This is a genomic window from Desulfomonile tiedjei DSM 6799, from assembly GCF_000266945.1.
Taxonomy (GTDB): domain Bacteria; phylum Desulfobacterota; class Desulfomonilia; order Desulfomonilales; family Desulfomonilaceae; genus Desulfomonile; species Desulfomonile tiedjei.
Window position 1 is genome coordinate 6,084,604 of sequence record NC_018025.1, and the last position, 21,214, is coordinate 6,105,817.

The 21,214-nt window shown below is 49.7% G+C and carries 20 protein-coding genes; 16 read left to right on the forward strand and 4 right to left on the reverse strand.

Annotated features, from left to right (window positions below; genetic code table 11):
• The first annotated feature begins 6 nt into the window (after positions 1 to 6).
• From rpsM to DESTI_RS26270, 12 genes are all read left to right on the forward strand, one after another.
• A complete protein-coding gene (gene rpsM / locus DESTI_RS26215) occupies positions 7 to 375 on the forward strand; it encodes a 30S ribosomal protein S13 (RefSeq protein WP_014812974.1) in 369 nt (122 codons plus the stop codon).
• 128 nt (positions 376 to 503) lie between these two features.
• Positions 504 to 893 (forward strand): 30S ribosomal protein S11, encoded by a 390-nt coding sequence (gene rpsK / locus DESTI_RS26220; RefSeq protein ID WP_014812975.1) that lies wholly within the window; start codon positions 504 to 506, stop codon positions 891 to 893.
• A gap of 32 nt (positions 894 to 925) precedes the next feature.
• Complete coding sequence (gene rpsD, locus DESTI_RS26225; protein WP_014812976.1) at positions 926 to 1,552, forward strand: 30S ribosomal protein S4; 627 nt, start codon at positions 926 to 928, stop codon at positions 1,550 to 1,552.
• 427 nt (positions 1,553 to 1,979) lie between these two features.
• The gene (locus tag DESTI_RS26230; protein WP_041287648.1) at positions 1,980 to 3,005 is read left to right on the forward strand and encodes a DNA-directed RNA polymerase subunit alpha; all 1,026 of its coding nucleotides are present in this window, start codon (positions 1,980 to 1,982) and stop codon (positions 3,003 to 3,005) included.
• A gap of 13 nt (positions 3,006 to 3,018) precedes the next feature.
• Positions 3,019 to 3,456, forward strand: a complete 438-nt coding sequence (gene rplQ / locus DESTI_RS26235; protein ID WP_014812978.1) for a 50S ribosomal protein L17 — start codon at positions 3,019 to 3,021, stop codon at positions 3,454 to 3,456.
• 403 nt (positions 3,457 to 3,859) lie between these two features.
• Entirely contained in the window at positions 3,860 to 4,654 is a 795-nt protein-coding gene (locus tag DESTI_RS26240) for an energy-coupling factor ABC transporter ATP-binding protein (protein WP_014812979.1), read from the forward strand.
• Positions 4,655 to 4,752: 98 nt separating this feature from the next.
• Entirely contained in the window at positions 4,753 to 5,088 is a 336-nt protein-coding gene (locus tag DESTI_RS26245) for an FtsB family cell division protein (protein ID WP_014812980.1), read from the forward strand.
• Positions 5,089 to 5,186: 98 nt separating this feature from the next.
• Entirely contained in the window at positions 5,187 to 6,239 is a 1,053-nt protein-coding gene (pilM, locus tag DESTI_RS26250; RefSeq protein ID WP_014812981.1) for a type IV pilus assembly protein PilM, read from the forward strand.
• Positions 6,240 to 6,848 (forward strand): PilN domain-containing protein, encoded by a 609-nt coding sequence (locus tag DESTI_RS26255; protein ID WP_014812982.1) that lies wholly within the window; start codon positions 6,240 to 6,242, stop codon positions 6,846 to 6,848. It abuts the gene before it with no gap.
• A gap of 10 nt (positions 6,849 to 6,858) precedes the next feature.
• Positions 6,859 to 7,518 carry a type IV pilus inner membrane component PilO gene (locus tag DESTI_RS26260; RefSeq protein WP_014812983.1) on the forward strand — a complete coding sequence of 220 codons (660 nt, stop codon included), beginning with the start codon at positions 6,859 to 6,861 and terminating at the stop codon, positions 7,516 to 7,518.
• 22 nt (positions 7,519 to 7,540) lie between these two features.
• Positions 7,541 to 8,371, forward strand: a complete 831-nt coding sequence (locus DESTI_RS29515; RefSeq protein ID WP_014812984.1) for a hypothetical protein — start codon at positions 7,541 to 7,543, stop codon at positions 8,369 to 8,371.
• A gap of 594 nt (positions 8,372 to 8,965) precedes the next feature.
• Positions 8,966 to 9,853: a DUF2156 domain-containing protein gene (locus DESTI_RS26270; protein ID WP_014812985.1), complete on the forward strand. Its 888-nt coding sequence runs from the start codon at positions 8,966 to 8,968 to the stop codon at positions 9,851 to 9,853.
• Between the two features lie 209 nt (positions 9,854 to 10,062).
• Here the strand turns inward: DESTI_RS26270 and DESTI_RS26275 are convergent, their stop codons facing one another.
• Positions 10,063 to 11,964, reverse strand: coding sequence for a DNA gyrase/topoisomerase IV subunit B (locus DESTI_RS26275; protein WP_014812986.1), 1,902 nt, complete (start codon positions 11,962 to 11,964; stop codon positions 10,063 to 10,065).
• Positions 11,961 to 14,384, reverse strand: coding sequence for a DNA topoisomerase IV subunit A (locus DESTI_RS26280; RefSeq protein WP_014812987.1), 2,424 nt, complete (start codon positions 14,382 to 14,384; stop codon positions 11,961 to 11,963). The genes DESTI_RS26275 and DESTI_RS26280 overlap by 4 nt, the downstream gene beginning before the upstream one ends.
• Positions 14,385 to 14,545: 161 nt before the next feature.
• Between DESTI_RS26280 and DESTI_RS26285 the strand changes: the two genes are divergently transcribed.
• The 3 genes from DESTI_RS26285 (at position 14,546) to DESTI_RS26295 (ending at position 17,947) form a co-directional block, all read left to right on the forward strand.
• Positions 14,546 to 15,934: a beta-alanine-activating enzyme beta-propeller domain-containing protein gene (locus DESTI_RS26285; protein ID WP_014812988.1), complete on the forward strand. Its 1,389-nt coding sequence runs from the start codon at positions 14,546 to 14,548 to the stop codon at positions 15,932 to 15,934.
• A gap of 115 nt (positions 15,935 to 16,049) precedes the next feature.
• Positions 16,050 to 16,733, forward strand: coding sequence for an ATP synthase subunit I (locus tag DESTI_RS31330; RefSeq protein WP_014812989.1), 684 nt, complete (start codon positions 16,050 to 16,052; stop codon positions 16,731 to 16,733).
• Between the two features lie 179 nt (positions 16,734 to 16,912).
• Positions 16,913 to 17,947, forward strand: a complete 1,035-nt coding sequence (locus DESTI_RS26295) for a hypothetical protein (protein WP_014812990.1) — start codon at positions 16,913 to 16,915, stop codon at positions 17,945 to 17,947.
• Positions 17,948 to 17,956: 9 nt separating this feature from the next.
• On the opposite strand, the gene DESTI_RS26300 is transcribed toward DESTI_RS26295, so the two are convergent.
• On the reverse strand, positions 17,957 to 18,160 hold the full coding sequence (locus DESTI_RS26300) for a hypothetical protein (RefSeq protein ID WP_014812991.1): 204 nt from the start codon (positions 18,158 to 18,160) through the stop codon (positions 17,957 to 17,959).
• A gap of 626 nt (positions 18,161 to 18,786) precedes the next feature.
• Here DESTI_RS26300 and kbl point away from each other — a divergent pair.
• Positions 18,787 to 19,971: a glycine C-acetyltransferase gene (gene kbl, locus DESTI_RS26305; RefSeq protein ID WP_014812992.1), complete on the forward strand. Its 1,185-nt coding sequence runs from the start codon at positions 18,787 to 18,789 to the stop codon at positions 19,969 to 19,971.
• Positions 19,972 to 20,162: 191 nt separating this feature from the next.
• Here the strand turns inward: kbl and DESTI_RS26310 are convergent, their stop codons facing one another.
• Positions 20,163 to 20,984 carry an alpha/beta hydrolase gene (locus tag DESTI_RS26310; RefSeq protein ID WP_014812993.1) on the reverse strand — a complete coding sequence of 274 codons (822 nt, stop codon included), beginning with the start codon at positions 20,982 to 20,984 and terminating at the stop codon, positions 20,163 to 20,165.
• Between the last annotated feature and the right edge of the window lie 230 nt (positions 20,985 to 21,214).

A 21,214-nucleotide genomic window follows, 5' to 3' on the forward strand; every position in this document is an offset into this window, starting at 1 on the left:
GAGACCGTGGCGCGTATCGCGGGGATTGACCTTCCCAAAAACAAGCGTCTTGAAGTGGCGCTGACATACATTTACGGAATTGGACGGGCTACAGCTCGACAAATACTTGAGGAAACCGGTCTGGATCCGAATATGAAATCGGATGCCCTCAGTGAAGTCGATGTCGCCAAGATCCGCGAGACATTGGACCGCTCATATAAGGTTGAAGGAGATCTTCGCCGTGAAGTGAGCATGAATATTAAACGTCTTATGGATCTGGGATGCTATCGCGGATTACGGCATCGTCGCGGGCTACCTGTTAGAGGGCAACGTACTCATACGAATGCCCGGACAAGGAAAGGCCCCAGAAAGATGCAGATCGGCAAGCGCAAGTAGTCCAATCCATTAGACAAACCAGCCCGGTCACTCGGGCTGTTGCCAGCAATTGCCTGTGCGGATGCTGAATGAATTGCCCGTCCGGCGTTGCGTAGAATCGGCCCGACACAGGGTGCACGGAGAGGTCAATGCCAAGAAGGCGAGTAGTCCGAAAAAAGAAAGAAAAGCGTATTATCCCGAGAGGGGTGGCGCATATACAGTCCACATTCAATAATACCATTGTGACTATCACGGACCCTGAAGGAAACGTGGTGGCCTGGTCCTCCTCGGGAACACAGGGATTCAAAGGTTCCAGGAAGTCCACTCCATTTGCGGCTCAGCTTGCGGCCGAAGATGCTGCTCGCAAAGCCATGGAGCAGGGTATGAGAATCGTGGAAGTTTTGATAAAAGGTCCGGGCGCCGGCCGTGAGGCCGCTCTGCGTTCGCTGCAGGCAGCCGGATTTCAGATTTCTCTGATCAAGGACGTGACTCCCATTCCCCACAATGGATGTCGGCCGCCCAAGAGAAGAAGAGTCTAACCACAGATTTGAAGCACTAAAAGGAGACTGGTTTGGCACGATATCGAGAATCGGTCTGCAGATTCTGCCGCCGCGAAATGACGAAACTGTTCTTGAAAGGAGACCGGTGCTACTCGGACAAATGCTCCGTGGAGCGCAGGAATTATCCTCCCGGGCAGCATGGCCAGGGCCGGCCCAAACATACGGATTACGGAATTCAGCTTCGCGAGAAACAGAAAGTCAAACGTATCTATGGGGTTCTGGAAAAGCAGTTTCGTAATTACGTCGGGCTTGCGGAGCGTCAGAAGGGCGTTACCGGTGAAAATCTGCTCGTTCTGCTGGAGTCCCGCCTTGACAACATGGTTTACAGAATGGGATTCGCTTCGTCTCGGGCTGAGGCTCGACAACTTGTAACCCACGGACATATTCTTGTGAACGGACGGAAAGTAGACATCGTGTCATTCCGCATCAAACCCGGGAATGTGATCGAACTGAGGGAAAAGAGTCGAACCATCCCGTCGGTTGAAGAATCCCTCAAGACGGTCACCCGTCGCGGTGTACCGGAATGGCTGGATGTCGATGTTGCGAATTTCAAAGGCGTTGTCAAAGCATTGCCGACTCGCGAAGAGCTGCCTCCCACAATAAGAGAGCAGTTGATCGTAGAGTTTTACTCCAGGTAAACTGGAAACAACATCCTGTCAGTGGGACCGGGTCGCCTCGCCCGTTCGGACGTGGAGAATCGGGAGCCGGCAGGAATGCCGAGTTGCAGGCAAGTCATACGGATATTTTTCTGTATCGTGCACTTGAGGCAGACAGTTCAGCAAACGGCGAGCGGGAAGACCAGCCAAGAAAGCAGCCGCATTGAGATTTGTCCCTTAGGTTGAGGGTGAGCATGTGGCTCTTTAGATGGTCCGCATAGTTCGGCTCCACGGAGCATGTCGGAACTGCACGTCTGAAAGCAAGCGTTGGGGCGGGAATAAAGAAAATACTTGACCTTCTCGAGCAGATCAAACGATGCTTCGGGAATGCAACTAGGCAAGCGAAGCTTAAATCAGTGACCGAATTCGCAATATGAGGGAAGCAATGAACGGAACAGGGCACACCCTGATGAGACGAAACTGGACGGAACTCATCCGGCCGCGCCGCATGGAAGTGGAAGACTCCACGCACACCCCGTTCTACGGCAAGTTCGTCTGTGAGCCGCTGGAACGAGGGTTCGGCATAACCCTGGGGAATTCGCTCAGGAGAGTTCTCCTTTCATCTCTCCAGGGCGCAGCCATAACCTCAGTGAAGATTGACGGAGTTCTCCATGAGTTCTCCACGATCCCGGGCGTAAAAGAGGATGTTACTGACGTAATCCTCAATCTTAAGAGAATTCAGCTTAAAATGCATACGTCCCAGCCAAAAGTGCTGAAACTTGAGGCAACTGGCGAAGGTATAGTAAGGGCAGGGGACATCATCACGGATGAAACCGTGGAGATAATTAATCCTGATCAGGAAATTGCATCTCTGTCCAAAGAAGGCAAACTCTCTATGACTATTGTTGCGGAATGGGGAAAAGGCTATGTGCCCGCGGAACTGAACAAGAAGGAAGAGGATCCGATTGGCACATTGGCGCTGGACTCAGTATTTTCTCCTATTCGTAAGGTTAGTTACAAAATTACCAATGCCCGGGTCGGCCGAAGAACAGATTACGATAAGCTCACCATGGAAATCTGGACAAGCGGCGCTGTGTACCCGGAAGACGCCTTGGCGCAGGCAGCGAAAATCCTCAGAGAGCAGTTCCTCGTATTTCTCAACTTTGCCGAAGAGGAAAGACCGATTCACGAAGAGAAACCGCAGCGTGAGCCGGAGATAAACGAAAATCTGTACCGGAGCGTAAACGAACTGGAACTCAGCGTGCGTTCGGCAAATTGTCTGAAAAATGCAGACATCAAATTCATAGGCGAACTGGTGCAACGCACGGAAGCAGAAATGCTCAAAACAAAGAATTTCGGACGGAAATCTCTCAACGAAATCAAGGAAATCCTTGCTGATATGGATCTCCATCTGGGAATGGCTATTCCCAGTTTTCCCAGCCGCGATGAATTGGAGCGAATGCGGCAGGAGCGGGAAAGCTATATCGGCGAGTAATACGGAGTTGTAAATGCGTCACAGAAAAGCAAAGTACAAATTGGGCATGAACACCTCTCACCGCGAGGCAATGCTCAGGAATATGGTAACTTCATTACTGGAACACGAGAGTATTACAACCACGGATGCTCGCGCAAAAGCGCTCAGGAGCGTGGCCGATAAGATGATAACTCTCGGCAAGAGAGGCGATCTTCATGCGAGACGCCAGGCGCTGGCAGTAATCAGATCGAAAAAAGTGACGCAAATCTTGTTTGAGGATATCGCTCCGCGGTTTTCCAATCGCGATGGCGGATATGTCCGCGTCATCAAGAAAGGATTCCGTCAAGGCGATCGAGCTCCGGTGTCTCTTGTGGAGTTGGTAGAGAAGAAAGCCGAACCGGAAAAAGGGAAAGCCTCTGCAAAGCGCAAGGGTTTTACCGAAAAGATCGCTGATAAGTTTAAGAGCAAATAATTCCTTCCTTTTCAATATTCCGGGAAATTTCACATGCGGGAATTTCCCGGTTTTGCGTTCGAAACAAGAATCTTATGCCATTTCGCAGTCATTCATATATAGCAGATGACAGAATTTCTGACCTTTTGAACACATTGTGCTTTAAATGAACGGTAGGTGCCGGCGTCCCTGCCGGCCCGAACCGGTTGATTTGTATTTGAAAAATGTGCCGGCACAGAGGCACGGCACCTACCAATTGTCGAGAAGTGCCTTCTCAATTGGACACTGTTTTTATACACTTGCTATAAGATAGCGAAGGCTGGGGTGTTCTGAGCGGAGTGATTAGACGGCCTTGCGTCGTCCGGAGCGAAGGATACCTCGAGCCTCCCAGATTATGAAAAGAAAAGCGAATCTGTATTAATCCATGATACTGATCGATAGCGTTTCGTTCTCCTACCCCAATTCCTCCGGTCCCGCGGTGAACAAGCTATTCCTCAAAATAGCGGAAAAGAGCAGGGTGCTGATCTCAGGTCCCGGCGGGTCTGGAAAAACCACCTTCTGCAAGCTCCTGAAAGGACTCATCCGTCCTTCTTGCGGCCACGTGGTATTCAATTCGCCGATCTGCTTCGCCGCTGTCGCATATTTGAGCGGAGACCCGTACGATTCGTTCGTGGGCGCTTCTGTTGAAGAGGACATCGTGTTCGGTATGGAAAATCAGGGAGTTGCACGCGAGGAAATGGCAAAAAGACTCCACCTGGCTCTTGAATCGACTGGATTGCAGGGTATGGAAGACAGGCTTGTTCACACCCTTTCCGGTGGTGAACAGCAGAAATTGGCTCTTGCCGGTGCATTGGCAGCAGGAGCAAGAATTCTGATTCTCGACGAAGCTCTTAACATGCTTGATCGTCCTCTGCGCACGCAAATACGATCTCTTCTGCAGAAGCTCCAAGAAGATCCCGGATTGACGATTATAGAAGTGACTCACGACCTGGAGATTGCCACAGGCGCGGACAAAATTGTCTTTTTCTCCGGTGGTTCCATCATATTTGACGGATCATATTCAGACTTTAGCTCCTTTGCTTCCGGTAGAACGTGGCGCGAATGGTCTGACAACCTGGAATTATTAAAACAGGAACTGTATATACGCGATATTCACGTGCAGGATTGTACATCTAATTCCCGGCTTTCAGAGTGCTTCACCAGAGTTGAGAAGAAATAAATGAAATTTCATGAGAATTGGGGTTGAGAATCTAATCTTCTTAATGTATAAGTGAGCGCAATGGGGTTCATACTCTGTTCAGAGGAAAGTTACCGCCAGTGAAACCAATTCTGGGAAAAGCTATCAGGATAGCCCAAATCACGCTCCTATTTTTCGGTACAGCAGCACTAGGCATTCTTATGGGTGAGCAGAGTTTCACTCAAAAACAGATGCTGGAGCACAAGAAATCGTTGCTCCTGCGCGAAAATGAGAACCTCGCGGAAGAAATTAAGTCTTTGGAACGGCGAGTCACCCTTCTACGCTCTGATCCGAGAACCATAGAAAAGGCAGCGAAACGGAAATTGGGGATGTCATCTCCCGGGGAAACGATTTATATATTTGAAGGAGATGGCTTAAAAAAAGAAGAAACAGCTTTAGGGAAAGCCGATAACTAACCTGAACAACAGTTTTTTCTTGACATCTGTGTGTTTTTCGACTATCCTCATCTCGCGGATTAAAACAAACCGTTGGCCAGTTTTTGTAAGGATGCGACATGGCTCTCTCGAAAATCATTGGACTCGATATTGGATCGTATTCAGTCAAAATGGTTGAAATCGATCGCTCCAAAAAGGGGTATGAGCTCAACTTTATCGGCATGGCTCCTCTCCCGGACGGGAGTGTTGTCGACAAATCGATAAAAAAAGCCGACATGGTGGGAAATGCTATTCGGGCGCTTCATTCCCATTCAAGCCGTGTAAAGCAGGTGAGCACATCTCTTTCCGGCAAAGCAGTCATTATCAAACAAGTCACCATGACTTCCATGAACGATTCTCAATTAGAGAAGCAGATTCAGATGGAAGCGGAGCCGTACATCCCTTTCGATATCAAGGACGTGAACCTGGATTTTTTCATCATGGGGGACCGGCCTGAGAAAGAAGGCTCTATGGAAGTGGTGCTCGTTGCCGCCAAGAAAGATTACATGGCAGAGTATCTGGACCTGTTGAAGTCTTTGAACCTGAGTCCTGTTGTCGTTGACGTTGATCCTTTCGCTTTAGAGGTCATGTATGAATTCTGCTACCCCAACGTCCAGGAGGAAATTGTGGCCCTGGTGAATGTGGGTGCAAGCACAATTAACATTAATATATTGAAATCAGGAGCTTCTCAGTACACACGGGACCTTGCTTTGGGTGGAGATTCCATTACCCGTGAAATCATGCGGTTTTTCGACGTGGATTTTGAACGGGCCGAAAACATTAAACGCGGTTCGGATCTTGACAAAATCAATGCACGAAATCTGCGAAAGATTTTCCAGAGATCTGTTGATTACATAGTTTCCGAACTCCAGAAAATACTCGATTTCTTCTCAACGAATATATCGTACGACCCGATTCAAAAGATTTTTCTTTCCGGCGGCGCAGCGCGCACGTACGGACTGGCTTCCACAATGGAAGCTGAACTGAATATTCCGGTTGAAATCGTAGACCCTTTCAGAAGTCTGAAGATAAGCGAAAAAGTTTTCGATATGGATTATCTCAACAACATCGGAGCCACCATGGCGTTGGCTGTGGGGTTGGCTCTGAGGGATGAAAGGGATAAGCAGGTTTAAATGGTAAGAATAAATCTACTCCCCATTAGAGAAATCCTTCGCAAGCGCGAGCTGAAGCAGTTTGCGATTCTTTCGCTTGTCCTGCTTGTGGCTACGGCGCTTCTCATGGTGATGACGTACCTGTTCTTCTCTTGGAAGCAAGCCGATCTGGAGAACGAACGCCGCGTTCAAGCAGCCAAATTGGAAGAGCTCAAGAAAAAGAACTCTGAAATCGAGGCGTTGAAGAATCGGATTACCCTGTTACAGAGACAGGTTGAGACGATTCAGCAGCTCACGAAACGACGAGATTCACCTGCACCATTTCTCCAGGCCGTCTCTTTGGCCATTCCCGATGAAGCGTGGGTGGTAGCCGTATCCAAATCCGGGAGGAGCTTCTCATTGGATGGAGTGGGGCTGGACAACACGGTGGTCGTAAATTTCGTTCAGAGACTCCAGAAAATACGCGAGGGATTTACGGATAAGCAACCGTTCATGGATCCGAAAGTGAAGGATGAGAAACCCTTCTTTTCTGACGTAAAGCTGATTCAAATAGTGGCCGCTCCTTCCGGACCGGGAGCGGGAGGCCTCGGAACCATGAGTTTCAAAATAGTGGGAAACCTCCCCCACTGAGGACCATGATATGGCTATAGCGGTAGATGAAATTCTATTCAAGGTTACAAAGCTGCAGCGAATGCTCATTGTGGCCGCCGTCTGTATTCTGTTGATCGTCGGATTCTACTTTCTTGTGATTGCGGACATCCAGGACCAAATAGCGGGTTTGGAAAAGCGGATCGCGCAGTTGAACACCGATATCAAGAACCAGGAACGGGTGCTGGCAGAAGGCCCCAAGCTCAAGGTCAAGATACAGGAATTGGAGCAGAAGCTGCAGACCATGGTGGCTTCGCTTCCCGAGAAGCAGGATATAGAGCTTCTTCTCAAGAAGATTACCGATCTTCTGTCTGAATCGAATCTTATCGCTACGAAGTTTGCTCCCGGTCAAGAGCAGATCAATGAAGAACTGTACTATGCAACGATCCCCATTCAGTTGAGCGTTCGGGGAGATTACTCAAAACAGGGAGTATTTCTGACGAGCTTAAACGAGCTGCCGAGAATCGTGAACGTCCCTTCCATCAAGTTGGGCAAATCCGCAGGTCTCTCATCCAGAGAAAACGATCTCGCAAAGAAGCTCGAAGTGATCTCTCTCGACGCTGAAATAAGCGGCGTGACGTATCGGCGTCTTTCTGCTGAAGAGCAAAAGGCGATTGCCCAGAAAAAAGCCGCGCAACCCAGAAAAAGATGACAGAAACACCCGAGGTTTCGCGATGAATTTGCTTCAACTGAAAACCATATACTGCATCGGCCTGGTGTCTGCGTCCCTGTTTCTTCTCACCGGCTGTGAAGAAGCCAACATGGCGATCGATTCCATTCTGGGAAGACGCACGCCTGTGCTTTCAGCAACTCCTCAGGTGCCCTCCTCCGTCATTCCGGCGGTCAAGAGAATGCCCGGTGAGAAAATAGCTCCACCCGAACCGGGAACGACTTCTCTTCCGGCACCACCGGTTGCTCCTCAGGTACAAAACGATCCAGTCGGTCCTTTTGCTCAGTCCGCGCCTTCCTCGATGGCTCAGGCACCGACGGCCCCACCGCAAGCGGCACCTGCACAGGTGGCTCCCGCACCAGTAGCGCCTGGACCAGGGGCTCCCCCACAAACCGCTCCAAGCCCGGCTCCTCGGCTAGCGGAAGAAGCTGCTCAGATCAGGGGGAAAAGGCGTGTGCCGGGTGCACTTTCGCCGGAGCTAAAGCAGGCAGAAGAGGGTGATGAAAAAGCAGCCCGAGAACCCTTCGTGTTACTCCGCGATCCGTTCAAGCAGCCGACGGAAATCCTTCCTTCCGAATGTCCTCCTTCCATGCCGCTCTGCAGATTCGACCGCTCGCAGTTGAAGCTTGTCGGAGTGATGCAGGTGAGCGACGGACAGTTCAAGGGACTTGTGGAAGATCCTGACGGCCGCGGATATTTTATCACCGCGGGCATGCAGATCGGTGGCGCAACGGTAACCCAGGTAACAAATAAAGGGATTATCCTGCACGTGCATCGTACAAGGCAAGACGTGACCATGCCCCTCTTCAGAGAGGCAAGAGAGATCGGCGATTAACAGATCCGAAATCAGTTAATCTAACGCTTTCCGGAGCAACAAGAACTGGGGAACCTTCTTTTTACAGCAAAAAGGTTCCCCAGTTTTGTTTCATTCCGAATCGGTATCAGTCAAAACAGCCAAGTTGGCACGAATGTATCTTGATTTTCAAGTCATCCAGGAGCCGGCCGATTTCGCGTCTGGCGGTTCCGGTTTGGTCTGCGATCTCGCATGCAATTTTGCATGACATTCGCCCGTTAGACTGCTTCTTCATTATCAGGTCTTTCAATTCTTGTTCAGTTGGCACGACTACACCTTAGAAATATGTGTTAGAACCCAGAGCATGGGATCGATTTCATTCTGACACGATGCGTTTTTTCCACATGGATTATTCCATCCGCCAAGACAGCCTCAAATGTTGGGTGTTCGGATTCCCGGAAGTTTGACTCGAGGAAGCGTCGCCGGCACGTAAGTTTGCTCGACTTGACTCTGCAATCGTGAACCGGTATCAAGCGAATGAGGTTCATACGTGTCTACAATATATCGGAGCTACAAAAAGAGCAAGACTCGTTCAATGCGTTTTTTGTTATTCTACTCAATGCGAGGAGGATATTTATGCAGGAATTCAAATGTATTGAGATTGGCGATAGGCCTATTTTTCAGGAATTCCTCGCAAAAGATCGGCCCAGGATTTCGGAACTGACATTCACGAATTTGTTCATGTGGAGATACCGGTATAGACCGGTTTGGCGACAATATGATGAGTGTCTTCTCATAATCATGAGTCCGGTTGAACAGGAGCCCTTCGGTCTCAAACCGGTGGGCACCGAATGCAGCATGCGAGAAGGTCTCGAGGTTATTCTCGGACATCTCCGGGAGCTCAGTGCCACACCCAAGGTAGCCCGGGTTTGCAGGGAATTCATAGACAAGTTTGTCGATCCGGGAACTTTTGAGATCGTAGAGGACCGCGACAATTTCGATTATGTGTATCTCACCGAAAATCTCATCCAGTTGCCCGGAAATCGTTATCACAGAAAAAAGAACCATGTAAACAAGTTCGTGAAGAATGTGCAGTTTGAGTATCGAAGCCTGGACAACGATCTATTGTGCCAATTCCTGGAATTGCAGGAAGATTGGTGCGAACTCAAAGATTGCGGGCAGGACACCGACCTTCTGGAGGAAGACCGAGCAATATACGAAGCTCTCAAGAATCATTCTGCACTGGGGTTCAAAGGAGGTGCGATTCTGATAGATGGCAAAGTGAAAGCTTTCGCTTTGGGTGAACTCCTGAATGATGAAACCGCAGTGATTCACATCGAGAAAGCGGATCCTGAGATTCCAGGCCTTTACGCTGCCATCAACCAGTTATTCTGTGCAAACGAGTGGAGCGGAGTAAAATACATTAATCGCGAGCAAGACCTTGGAATACCGGGCCTGCGCAAAGCTAAACAATCATATTACCCGGACCATTTGGTCGAAAAGTTTGCGCTTTTTCCCAGTTAGACGTTTATAGCAGATGACACAACTTCTGACCTTTTGAACACATTGTCCTTTAAATGAAAGGTAGAGGCCGGCGTCTCTGCCGGCCCGAACCGGTTGATTTGTATTTGAAAAATGTGCCGGCACGGAGGCACGGCACCTACCAATTGCCGAGAAGTGCTTTCTGCAATTGGACACTGTTTTATACACTTGCTATGGTACCAGTCTTGGTATTAGATGTCGAGATCCTGGACTTCCCGTGCATGTTCTTTGATGAAGACGAATCGCTTCCTCACATCTTTGCCCATCAAGGTGTCAAAAATATCGTGGGTCTTTTGACGATCGGATATGCCGATTTTCAGGAGTGTACGGGTTTGCGGGTCCATAGTGGTGTTCTTCAGCGTTTGTGCATCCATTTCGCCCAGTCCTTTGAAACGCTGAATCTCCACTTCTTTCCCGTTCTTCGATTTGAGAAGCTTGTTCTTCTCGTCATCAGAAAAGACATATTTGATCAGGGTTTTTTTGCCTGAGCCCATTCGTATCCTGTAGAGCGGCGGCATTGCGAGATAGACATGACCTTTTTCCACCAGGACGGGGAGAAAGCGGTAGAAGAACGTCAGGAGCAGTGTCGCGATATGGTGACCGTCCACGTCCGCATCAGTGTTGATTATAATCTTGCCGTATCTGAGACGCGAATACTCGAAAGTCGGGCCCATTCCTGTCCCGATGCTTTGGACAAGGCTCTGGATTTCCTTATTGGCCTTCATCTTCTCAGCAGAGGCCTGCTCCACATTCAGAATCTTGCCGCGTATGGGGAGAATCGCCTGAAAACGCCTGTCACGAGCTTGTTTGGAAGAACCGCCTGCGCTATCTCCTTCCACAATGAACAGCTCTGTATGATCCCGGGAAGTCGACGAGCAATCCGCCAGTTTGCCCGGCAGCATGAGCCTACGAGTCGCTGCCTTCCGAGTAACCTCATCGCGAGCAGCGCGTGATGCAGTCCGAGCCTGCGCGGCGAGAACGACCCGGTTCACTATCGCGGCCGCCTGTGTGGGGTTTTGATGCAACCACGTCTCAAACGCGGTTTTCACCAATGGTTCGATTTGGGAAGCCGAAGCACTGTTGAGCCTGTCTTTTGTCTGACCCTGAAATTCAATGTCGTTCAGATACACGGAAACGATGGCAAGCAGTCCTTCCCGAACATCTTCGGCTGTCACATTCTTTATGCCCTTAGGGAGGCCGTTCTTCTTCTCAATGTACGTTCGGAGTGCGCGGGTGAGGCCGTTGCGAAAGCCGGTTTCGTGTGTACCGCCTGCAGGTGTTGGAATTGAATTTACATAGGACAAAATCTTCCCCGCTGTATCCAGCGTCCATGCCAGGACCATCTCGAATCTTAGGCCATTGTCATGCCTGTATGAGAAAGGTTGAGCATCTATAGGAGCCCTGTCCGAAAGCAGTTTTTTGAGAAAGTCGCTGATACCCTCAGGATACACAAACGTTTCTGTATTATCTTCCGCAATGTCCCGGAGCTTTACGGTCAAACCGGCAATGAGAAAAGCTTTGGTTTCGAGACGTTCCCGAATGGTATTCTTTGAAAACACCGTGCTGGAGAAGATTTCAGGATCGGGAATGAATATTACCCTTGTACCGGTCCCTTCAGCTTTGCCCAACTTCTTCAGTCCAGTGAGAGGGACGCCTTTCGAGAATTCCTGCTCGTACCTGATCCCGTCACGTCGCACTTCTACTTCGAGTTTTTCAGAGAGAGCATTTACCACTGCAGCACCGACACCGTGAAGACCACCGGCGACTTTGTACACGTCATCATCGAATTTTCCGCCAGCATGCAAATTACAAAATATGGTTTCTACGGTGTTTTTTCCTGTGGTAGGGTGGACTTCCACAGGAATGCCGCGTCCCCAATCCTCCAGAGAAATGCGTCCGTCGGGATAGAGAATTACCTCGATAAAATCACAGTGTCCGTTGAGTGCTTCGTCCACGCTGTTGTCAAGGATTTCCCATACGAGCTGATGCAGACCGTCGATCCCCGTATCGCCGATGTACATTCCCGGACGCTTACGAACCGCTTCTAAACCTTTCAAAACCTGAATATCATCTACCGTGTAACCATTACTCATTCGGATTGCTCCCGCACGTATCGCTCCATACCGATCATTCCGGGGAAGTTCGCTTTCCCGACACTTGCTCGCTGACCCAAGGCGATTTCCTGTACATCGATTATTTTTTCTTTGCCGCGTTTTCTCGTAATCCTGACAGAATCCTCAGAACGCACTGTTTCCAACGCTATGACCCGGGATTCAGGGGAAAGTTTCATGAGGCGCACCCCCAGCCCCGGTCCGGAAAGAACAGGTATCTGATCCAGGGGAAACATGAGAAGCCTCCCTGAATCGGCAGCTATTACCGCAAGATTTCCCGATTCCGGTTTCACCGTCAAAACTTCATCATCCTTCTTGAGCACCACCAGGCGCCGGCCCATTCTCTTGGTAGGCTCCTGGACCTGATTATAGTCGAATCGGAAGCCCTGTCCGGTTTTGGTCACGAGAATCGCCCGGCCCACTAGGGGAGGCGCCTTCTCATGGAACTCAAGCTCCCCTTCATCGGCCTGAAACAGTGATACCTGGGATAGATCTCCATAATTATAACCACTCACAGAAGGCGAGGGCTCCTCTGGCACCGAAGATTGTGCCGCAGCACCAGATAATCCAGGAGCTATCATACCGACTACATACTCGCCGTCTCCTAGAGTGAGAATGCTTCCAAGGGGCTCACCGAAACCGGTGGTAGCAGGCACGTCCAGTGCTCTTATGACATAGACTTTCCCGAAATTGGTGAAGATTGCTATGGTTTCGGCAGTGTTCACCCGGGCCAGACCGAACAAATTGTCCGCTTCCCGAAACTTTAGAGTGGATTCGTCTTCCACCTCGCTCTTCATGCGACGTATCCAACCCAATTTGGACAGTATTACCGTAGTGTCTTCGTGATCCACGAATTCTTCGGGATTGTAATCCGTAGCAGCCGCCTGGTGAGTCTGCACGATACGCGTGCGTCTGGTATCCCCGAAATGGGATTCTATATCCGCGAGTTCACGATCTATTATCTTCCATAACCGTTCAGGGCTGGCCAGATCCTTGCGTATGTCTGATGCCTCTTTCCGTTTCGCGGACAATTCGTCGAGCAATTTGCCGATTTCCATACCGACCAGTCTGTACAGCCTCATTTCCAGGATCGCTTCTATTTGTTCGTCATCAAGGTGGAACGCTTCTTTCAGACCTTGTTCCGCCTCGTGCCTGCTCCGTGCTGCGCGAATAATTGCCAGAGCCTTGTCCAGATCCTGAAAAAGAATATCGAAGCCCTCAAGAATATGAATGCGTTTCAGGAGAGTTTCAAGTCGATGATTCAGTCTGCGGACGGTCTTTTCGTAACGGAAATCGAGAAAATACCTGATGATTGAAGCAAGTCCCAGCCTGTCAGGCACTCCCTGCGGGGTAATGGCAATAAAATTTATGGGAAAATTGATCTGCAGATCAGTGTGTTTGTACAAAAAGGCCATTACGGATTCTACGGAAACGTCTGCCCCGCGTAATTCGAGGACTATTCGGACATCTGCAGTGCTTTCGTCACGAACATCCTGTACCAGCCTGAGCTTTTTGTCTCGTATAAGCTGTGCGATGCGTTCGATTAGGCGCGCTTTGTTCACCGAATAAGGGATTGAATCTATTATGATATCTTCACGCCCTCTCGTCAACTTTTCGGTGTGAAACGAACCCCTGACCCGTACCGAGCCGTGGCCGGTCCGGTAGACTTCGGCCAGTTCGCCGACTTCGTCCAGGATCTCTCCGCCGGTAGGAAAATCCGGCCCCTTCACGTACTGCAGCAACTCGGAGGAATCGATGTCACGTTTCTTTATTGCGGCTCTGCATGCTGCAACAATTTCAAGCAGATTGTGGGGCGGAAAGGAACAGCTCATCCCAACGGCTATTCCGGAAGCGCCGTTGAGCAGCAGGTTGGGAATCATGGCCGGAAATATGTCCGGCTCTTCGCCCATAGCATCGTACGTGGCCCTGAAATCTGTGGTGCCCTGGTCGATCTCTTTGAGAAGAAGGCTCGCGAACTGGCTGAGCCGGGTTTCCGTATAACGCATGGCTGCGGGAGAATCGCCGTCAAGAGATCCAAAATTACCCGAGCCGTCGATAAGCGGATACCGGAGACTGAAGTCCTGAGCCATCCTCACCATGGCATCATATGCAGCCTGATCTCCATGAGGATGATATTTTCCGATCACTTCCCCGACGACCGCTGCCGACTTTCTCATTTTGGCGGTATCGGAAAGCCTCATACTGTGCATCGCATACAGAATCCGCCTGTGTACAGGCTTCAGACCATCGCGCACATCCGGCAAGGCCCTCGATACAATCGTTGAGAGCGCATATGCCAGATATCGTTTTTCAACCTCCTCATGCAGCGGTGTTTCACCTTCATAAGGTTTTTTCTCGGACGTGATACCCTTCATTGTTCCTCTGCTTCCGTTCTTGCCCATCCATGCAGGCACTCCAAAATATCCAAGCTAAAATTAATATCAACAGAAAAATTGCGGAAGAGCCCAAGAGAAGCTGTTGACAATAGTTTACACTTATGTTATTGAAATTATAATAAAACTCGCTCCACAGAACACTATGCACGGCAAAATGTGGTGTCACAGTGATTAAACCCAAAATTGACGCCAGACAAGTCCTCATCGACATACGAAGCGGAATGGGTGATTCCGTGCTGATGGATAAGTATAAATTATCCGCCAGAGGTCTCCAGAGTCTATTCAAGAAACTCCTGGATGTTGGACTTATCAAGCAGAGTGAACTCGACGAACGCATGCCGCTGAGTCAAAAGACCGTGGATATTGCGCTTTTTCGGTGTCCGGCATGCGGAATGCCCCAGTTTTCGGAATTCGAAGAGTGCCCCCAGTGCGGAATCATTGTGGGCAAATATATGGAACGACAGGCCAGGGTCTCGGAATCACTCAGGGAGTCACCTTCTGCAGCTGCAGTGAACACGGTGATCGACGCGAGACAGGAGATCACGTTTCGGGCGAATTCTCAGCGGACGGGGTGCTTCGATTCAAAAGCTGTACGTGAGTTAACGGAACTGAAATGGAGATATAAAACAGGTGGATGGGTCTCGGCGTCTCCGGCTGTTTCGTCTGCAGGTGTTTTCGTGGGCAGCCTGGACGGCAATCTCTATCTCTTGGATGAAGATTCGGGGCGGCCGATATGGCAATTCAACGCGGGAAGCTCCATCTATTCATCCTGTTCTCTGTTGGATTCGGTCGTGTATTTCGGGACTCTGAACGGAACCCTGTACGGAGTGAACGCGCTGGACGGAAAAGCCGTATTTCAATTCTCTACCGCCGGCCCCATCTACTCCTCACCTGCCACAACCGAAGGGACGGTGTTTTTCGGAAGTCTCAACGGGTATATTTTTGCTCTCGATTTGAACACTCGTGCCGAAAAATGGAAAGTTCGGACAGGAGGTCCTGTCTACTCGGCTCCCTCGGTAAGCAGCGGCGTCGTCTTTTGCGGCAGCATAGACGGTCACTTATATGCTCTGGAGACTTCAACAGGAAGAGAAGTCTGGAGATTCAAGACCGGCGGCCCGGTGACCAATGCAGCGGCTATCGCGGACAATATCGTGTATGTCGGGAGTGGCGACCGGCACATGTACGCTGTGGACATTCGATCCGGCAAAGAACGTTGGAGTTTCCGTACTGGAGACAAGATTACGTCCTGCCCGGCCATTGTCGGAGGCGTGGTGTACTTCGGCAGCGCAGACAAACACGTCTACGCGGTAGATGTGCGAACGGGTTTGGATAAATGGAGCTTCGAGACTGGAAGTGCGGTTTATTCCTCTCCTACAGTAGCAAATGAGATGATTTATTTCGGAAGCGGCGACAAGCATCTTTATGCGTTGGAAATGAAAACGGGCCGTGAACTCTGGAAATTCAAGACCGGGAGCCCCGTTTACTCTTCTCCTTGTATAGCGGATTCAGTCATATATTTTGGAAGCGATGACTGCTGTATTTACGCGATCCGTTAGTGAACTTCCTCCAATTGCGCTCGATCCGATCCTCCGTCCTTCTTGAAACACTGTTTTTAAGCACTGTTTTTTCAAAAATGATATGATCGGTCTGAATGAAGCTTACGGAGCGTACATGGAAAAGCGAAAAATAACCGCCAGAGAAGTGCTTGCAGACATACGCGTCGGCAAGAACGACTCAAGTCTTATGCAAAAATACAGCTTGTCTGCACAGGGTCTTCAGAGTGTCTTTCAAAAACTTCTCCGCGCTGGTTTAATTACCCAGCAAGAACTAAACGATAGGAATCCGGTGAGCGAACAGACCGTGGATATCGGTCTGTTCATCTGCCCTGCGTGCGGAAACATTCAAGGAAAGGAATTTGTAACCTGTCCCAGATGCCAATTCAGTCTTCCCGGCAAGGCAGGTTCCGGATCTACCACTGCTACTACTACTGCTGTTGAGACTGAACGCGACGAGACCAGGAAGAAACCGTCTGTCACAAAATCTCCGGCCAGACATCCCGATTTTCGGAATGAATCTGCTCCCGCAACAGACCTGCTGCGCATGGCAGGTTACTGCCGAACTCTGGGAATTGCAGCAATTGTCACCTACGTCATAGCAGTCATCGGAATCCTCGCCTATTTGTTTGTGCCTTCGCCATCTTTTGGCGTGAGTGTCTTGATAGGCTTGGTTGCGCTTGGAATTCCGGCGGTCGTGCTTTCGATCATCGTGTTTATGACTATGCGAGTTTTGACAGAGGCAATTAAGTTTCTTCTGAGTAGTTTCGAGCATCATACTAGCCCCTCTGCAGGAGACTAATCACATCCGAACATGCTTATGGCCTGGTCCATGAGCAGAAATCATTGGCGTTATCAAGCGAGATATGTGATCTTGCGTTGCGAGCGTAGCCACTGCAGGCGCGAACACGCGGAATGCCTGTCCTCGTGGAATAATCGACTCTGGAACCGACTCTCATTTGAATTGAGGATATGATCTCCATGCAAAAGGCGCCTGCGCCAAGCCGCAGCAGTAACATTCCATCGACTCGTACATCAAAACGGTCCGCTACGGTAACGGTCACCAAGCTCTTCCTTGTCAGTATAGCCGTTTTTATCTCTCTTAGCCTGGCAGTGACGTATTTCTTCACGTCAGCATCGTATGCGACCGGTCATGAAGACAATATTGCTGCGTTCAAATCCTTCGCCGGTCCCTTCCAGGAATACAAGAAGCTCAGGCAGGAATGGCGACCACGGCTTTTTTCGAATTACCTTGCCGGATTGTTGATGCCGCGAGGAAATGACCGAAAACTGTTCGAATACTCTGTCGGTCTCTGGAATGCCGGCTTTTTCCTGATATGCTGCGCGGCGTACATAATTTTCGACCACAGGAACGCAGTGTTTCTGATTTTCGGTACCTTTGCATCTCTGTACTATGCATTTTCGCCACTTTCCGAATCGCACATTTATCCGTGGGATATGCCTGCTTTGCTTTTCTATGTTCTCATGTACTGTGCGTACAAGCGGAGCATCACTGCATTACTGGCGGTGCTCTGGGTAGGCACGGGTTTCAAAGAAACCGTTGCACTGGGAAGTATACTGTTTCTCTTTTGGCCCGGGATGACGGTTCCCCGCAAGCTGGCATACTTTTTCGCCGGATTCGTGGGCTGCATATCCGTGAAACTGGCAATAGATCTGATTACCGGCAATCCATCACCGCTTTTTACCATGACTTTTTATAATTTCGGGCTTCTTAACGACGTGGCCGAGACATCCAGGGGGCTGTCTTACAACATTAGGGCACTTTCAGGTGTTTACCTGAACCACCCCATATTTGTGAATGCAGGGACATTTGTTATCTTCCTTCTGCTCCTGCCGCGAGATCCGGATGACTGGATGTGGAAGACTATAGGAGTGCTTTTCCTGGGGGGAATTCTCTTATTTGGCGTCGTCAATGAAGCCAGGGTATTCTTTGAGATGATACCCATTGCGCTGTGGGCGATTGTCAAGAAGTTTCCTGCTCAATCGGTTCCCTGAGCAGACCGGCTATTCTTTGGCAAGATCGCTCTTAATTATGGCGCGTACTTCCGAATCGCTGAACCCGCCTTCCACAGAATCCAGGCACTGTTTCAATTCTTCTTCAGTGACTTCTGCCGGATCTCTCAGTGTATCCAGTGGACAAATGTACTCTTTGCCAGATCGATCACGGACTCTACCGTAAAGAGGTTTCCGCTCTGTTTCGTCACTCATGGCGATTCCTTCTCTGCAACTAGGGGCATTTTATGCCGATTCGCTTTTCTTTTCATAATCCGGGAGGCTGGAGGTATCCTTCGCTCCGGACGACGCAAAGCCGTCTCATCACTCCGCTCAGGACACTCCAGCCTTCGCTATTTTATGGGCACAACTGCGAACTGGTATTACGGCTTCGCTGATGGCCTTTGCCACTCCGAAAGCGAAGTCTGTTTTCTATAGAATGTTTCCATGCAAAAAAAAAGCAATCCTTCAGGAGGATTGCTAAGAGGGTATGGTTTAGGATTGTATTAAAGGAAGTAGCAAGACCCGTACCACTATCATAAGGGGCTGCTATCATTGACTCTCATGCAGGTGTAACTGGAAGAAACGGGTAAAACGCGCTCACTTTTTTCGCAGTGCACGGGCATATTCTAACTACTGCGAAATGGTTGCGCACTATCTCCGTAGTCAAGACTGGGACATACGTACACAACATCATGCGGCAACGCATGTGAAAAAAATAATCACTCGCCCTTCTGTTTCCATGTGGTCCATTCGGAAAACTGTTGTTTCAACGCGGAAGGGTGTACCATTAGGACTAATGCCGCTCCCGGGTACAGTCTTCCAGTTTGAGGAGATTCGTCATGCATACCATGCTTGCAAGTATTCTTGAAACCGAACTCCAGGAAATCCGTTCTGCGGGTCTTTACAAAGAAGAACGCGTTATCCAGAGCCGTCAGGGTGCGCATATTCAAATCCCTGAGAGGGAAGTCATCAACCTGTGCGCGAATAATTACCTCGGGCTCTCGTCTCATCCGGAGATCATCAAAGCAGCTCATAGAGGATTGGACGAACGCGGGTACGGCATGTCTTCAGTCAGGTTCATCTGCGGCACCCAAGACATACACAAAGAGCTGGAAAAACGCATTTCCGAATTTCTCGGTACGGATGACACAATTCTCTACTCGTCTTGCTTTGATGCAAACGGAGGTCTCTTCGAAACACTGCTGGGAAAAGACGACGTTGTCATCTCGGATGCTTTGAATCATGCCAGCATTATCGATGGTGTAAGATTGAGTAAAGCCGCACGGAAAGTGTATCGGCACGCTGACATGGACGATTTGGAAGTCCAGTTGAAAGATTCTGCAGAATTCCGAGTGAGAATGATTGCCACAGACGGCGTTTTCAGCATGGATGGAGATTTGGCACATCTGGACAAGATTTGCGATCTTGCAGAACGATACAATGCTGTGGTCATGGTTGACGACTCGCATGCTACGGGTTTTGTGGGGTCAAAAGGGAAGGGAACGCCTGAGCATTTTGGAGTCACCGATAGAGTGGACATCATTACCTCAACGTTGGGAAAGGCGCTTGGAGGTGCATCCGGCGGCTTTACCAGCGGCCGCGGATCTATTGTGAAATTTCTCAGACAACGTTCCAGACCGTACCTCTTTTCCAATACTCTGGCTCCACCCATTGTCTATGCGACCCTTACGGCGCTGAACATGATCGACGGCTCAGACGACCTTCGCCGAAGGCTCAAGGAGAACACTGAATACTTTCGGCAGCAGATCGAAACTGCAGGCTTCGACATAAGGAAAGGCAGCCATCCTATCATCCCGATAATGCTCGGAGATGCAAGACTTGCTCAGGATATGGCACGGGAACTCCTGGACGAAGGAATCTACGTGGTAGGCTTCAGCTATCCCGTTGTTCCGAAAGACAAAGCCAGAATCCGGGTGCAGATTTCAGCAGCTCACACACGAGAGGAATTGGACAGAGCCGTCAAGGCGTTCACTCTCGTGGGGCGGAAACACGGGCTGATCTAACACCAATGTGCTTTCAAAGCAGTAATATCGGGAACCTTTTTTGTAAAAAAGGATCCCGAACCCTCCAAAAAACTTTTAGCACTCGCCCAAGCCCATAGTTTTTCGATAGAAAAACCGTGGGCTTGGGCGAATATTAAAAGTTCTTGGGAAGGGTCTGGGAAACACTTCTTACAAGAAGGGTTTCCCAGATTTTATCTCTTTGAATGCAAATCAGTATGACGGTCTGAATTTCGTTCTCCGGGTGGAAGAGATTGAACAAAGTCCCGGAATTTCCGGAAGTATTCTTCTCCTGCCACAAAATACGTGTCATTGTGCCCGGCTCCCGGAATCGTAACGAATTCCTTCGGGGCTTGTGCTGCATTGAAGAGGTCGCGCCCTAATTCAATAGGAACAATATCGTCGCGGTCACCGTGAAAGAACAGAATTTTGGATCTGACTTTTCCAATGCGATCGATGGAATTCAGCCTGTTTCTCACCAGACTTTCCGGAACAGGCAAGGGAAAATGATATCGTGCCATGGCTGCAAGATTGGTAAAAGTCGATTCAAGTACTACACCCGAGCACGGCCGCTGAGAAGCCAGATATACTGCAGCTATTCCGCCGAGCGATCTTCCGAAAACCACCAGCTTAAGCTTTCCCCCTTGAGTATGCTTGAGCACTTCGTCGTAAGCAGCTTCCGCATCGAGATAAAATCCCCGTTCGGTAATGCGACCTTTGCTCAATCCGTATCCGCGATAATCGAAAATGAATACGCTGAGACCTATGTCGTGCAACCTGCGAATATTGTCCACCCGGTGTGAGATATTGCCTGCATTTCCATGGCAGAACAGCATAATCCCTATGCTCGGTTCAGCGGGAACCAACCATCCGTGGAGCGTCACGCCATCGCTTGTCTCGAACCGGATGTCCTTAAAATCGAGCCCCTGATCTCTGGGAGTACATATGAGGAAAGGATCGGGGAAGAATATCTGTCGCTCTACAAACCTGTCCAAAGCCTCTTGAGTAAATCCCATACTTTGCCCCCGGCACGAATGCATCGCATAAGTCTTTTACGAGTTTTCACCAGAAGAGTCCAGAATGTTCATGCAATCCGATACAGAGAAATTGCCACAATTAAATGTCCGATTGGGGACAAGAATATTGGTGGGTGCCGGCCTCCGTGCCGGCACATTTTGAATATAATCAATGATATCGATAGAATGGACCGGCAGAGAGAGACTGTCACAAAAGTCGAAATTCATTC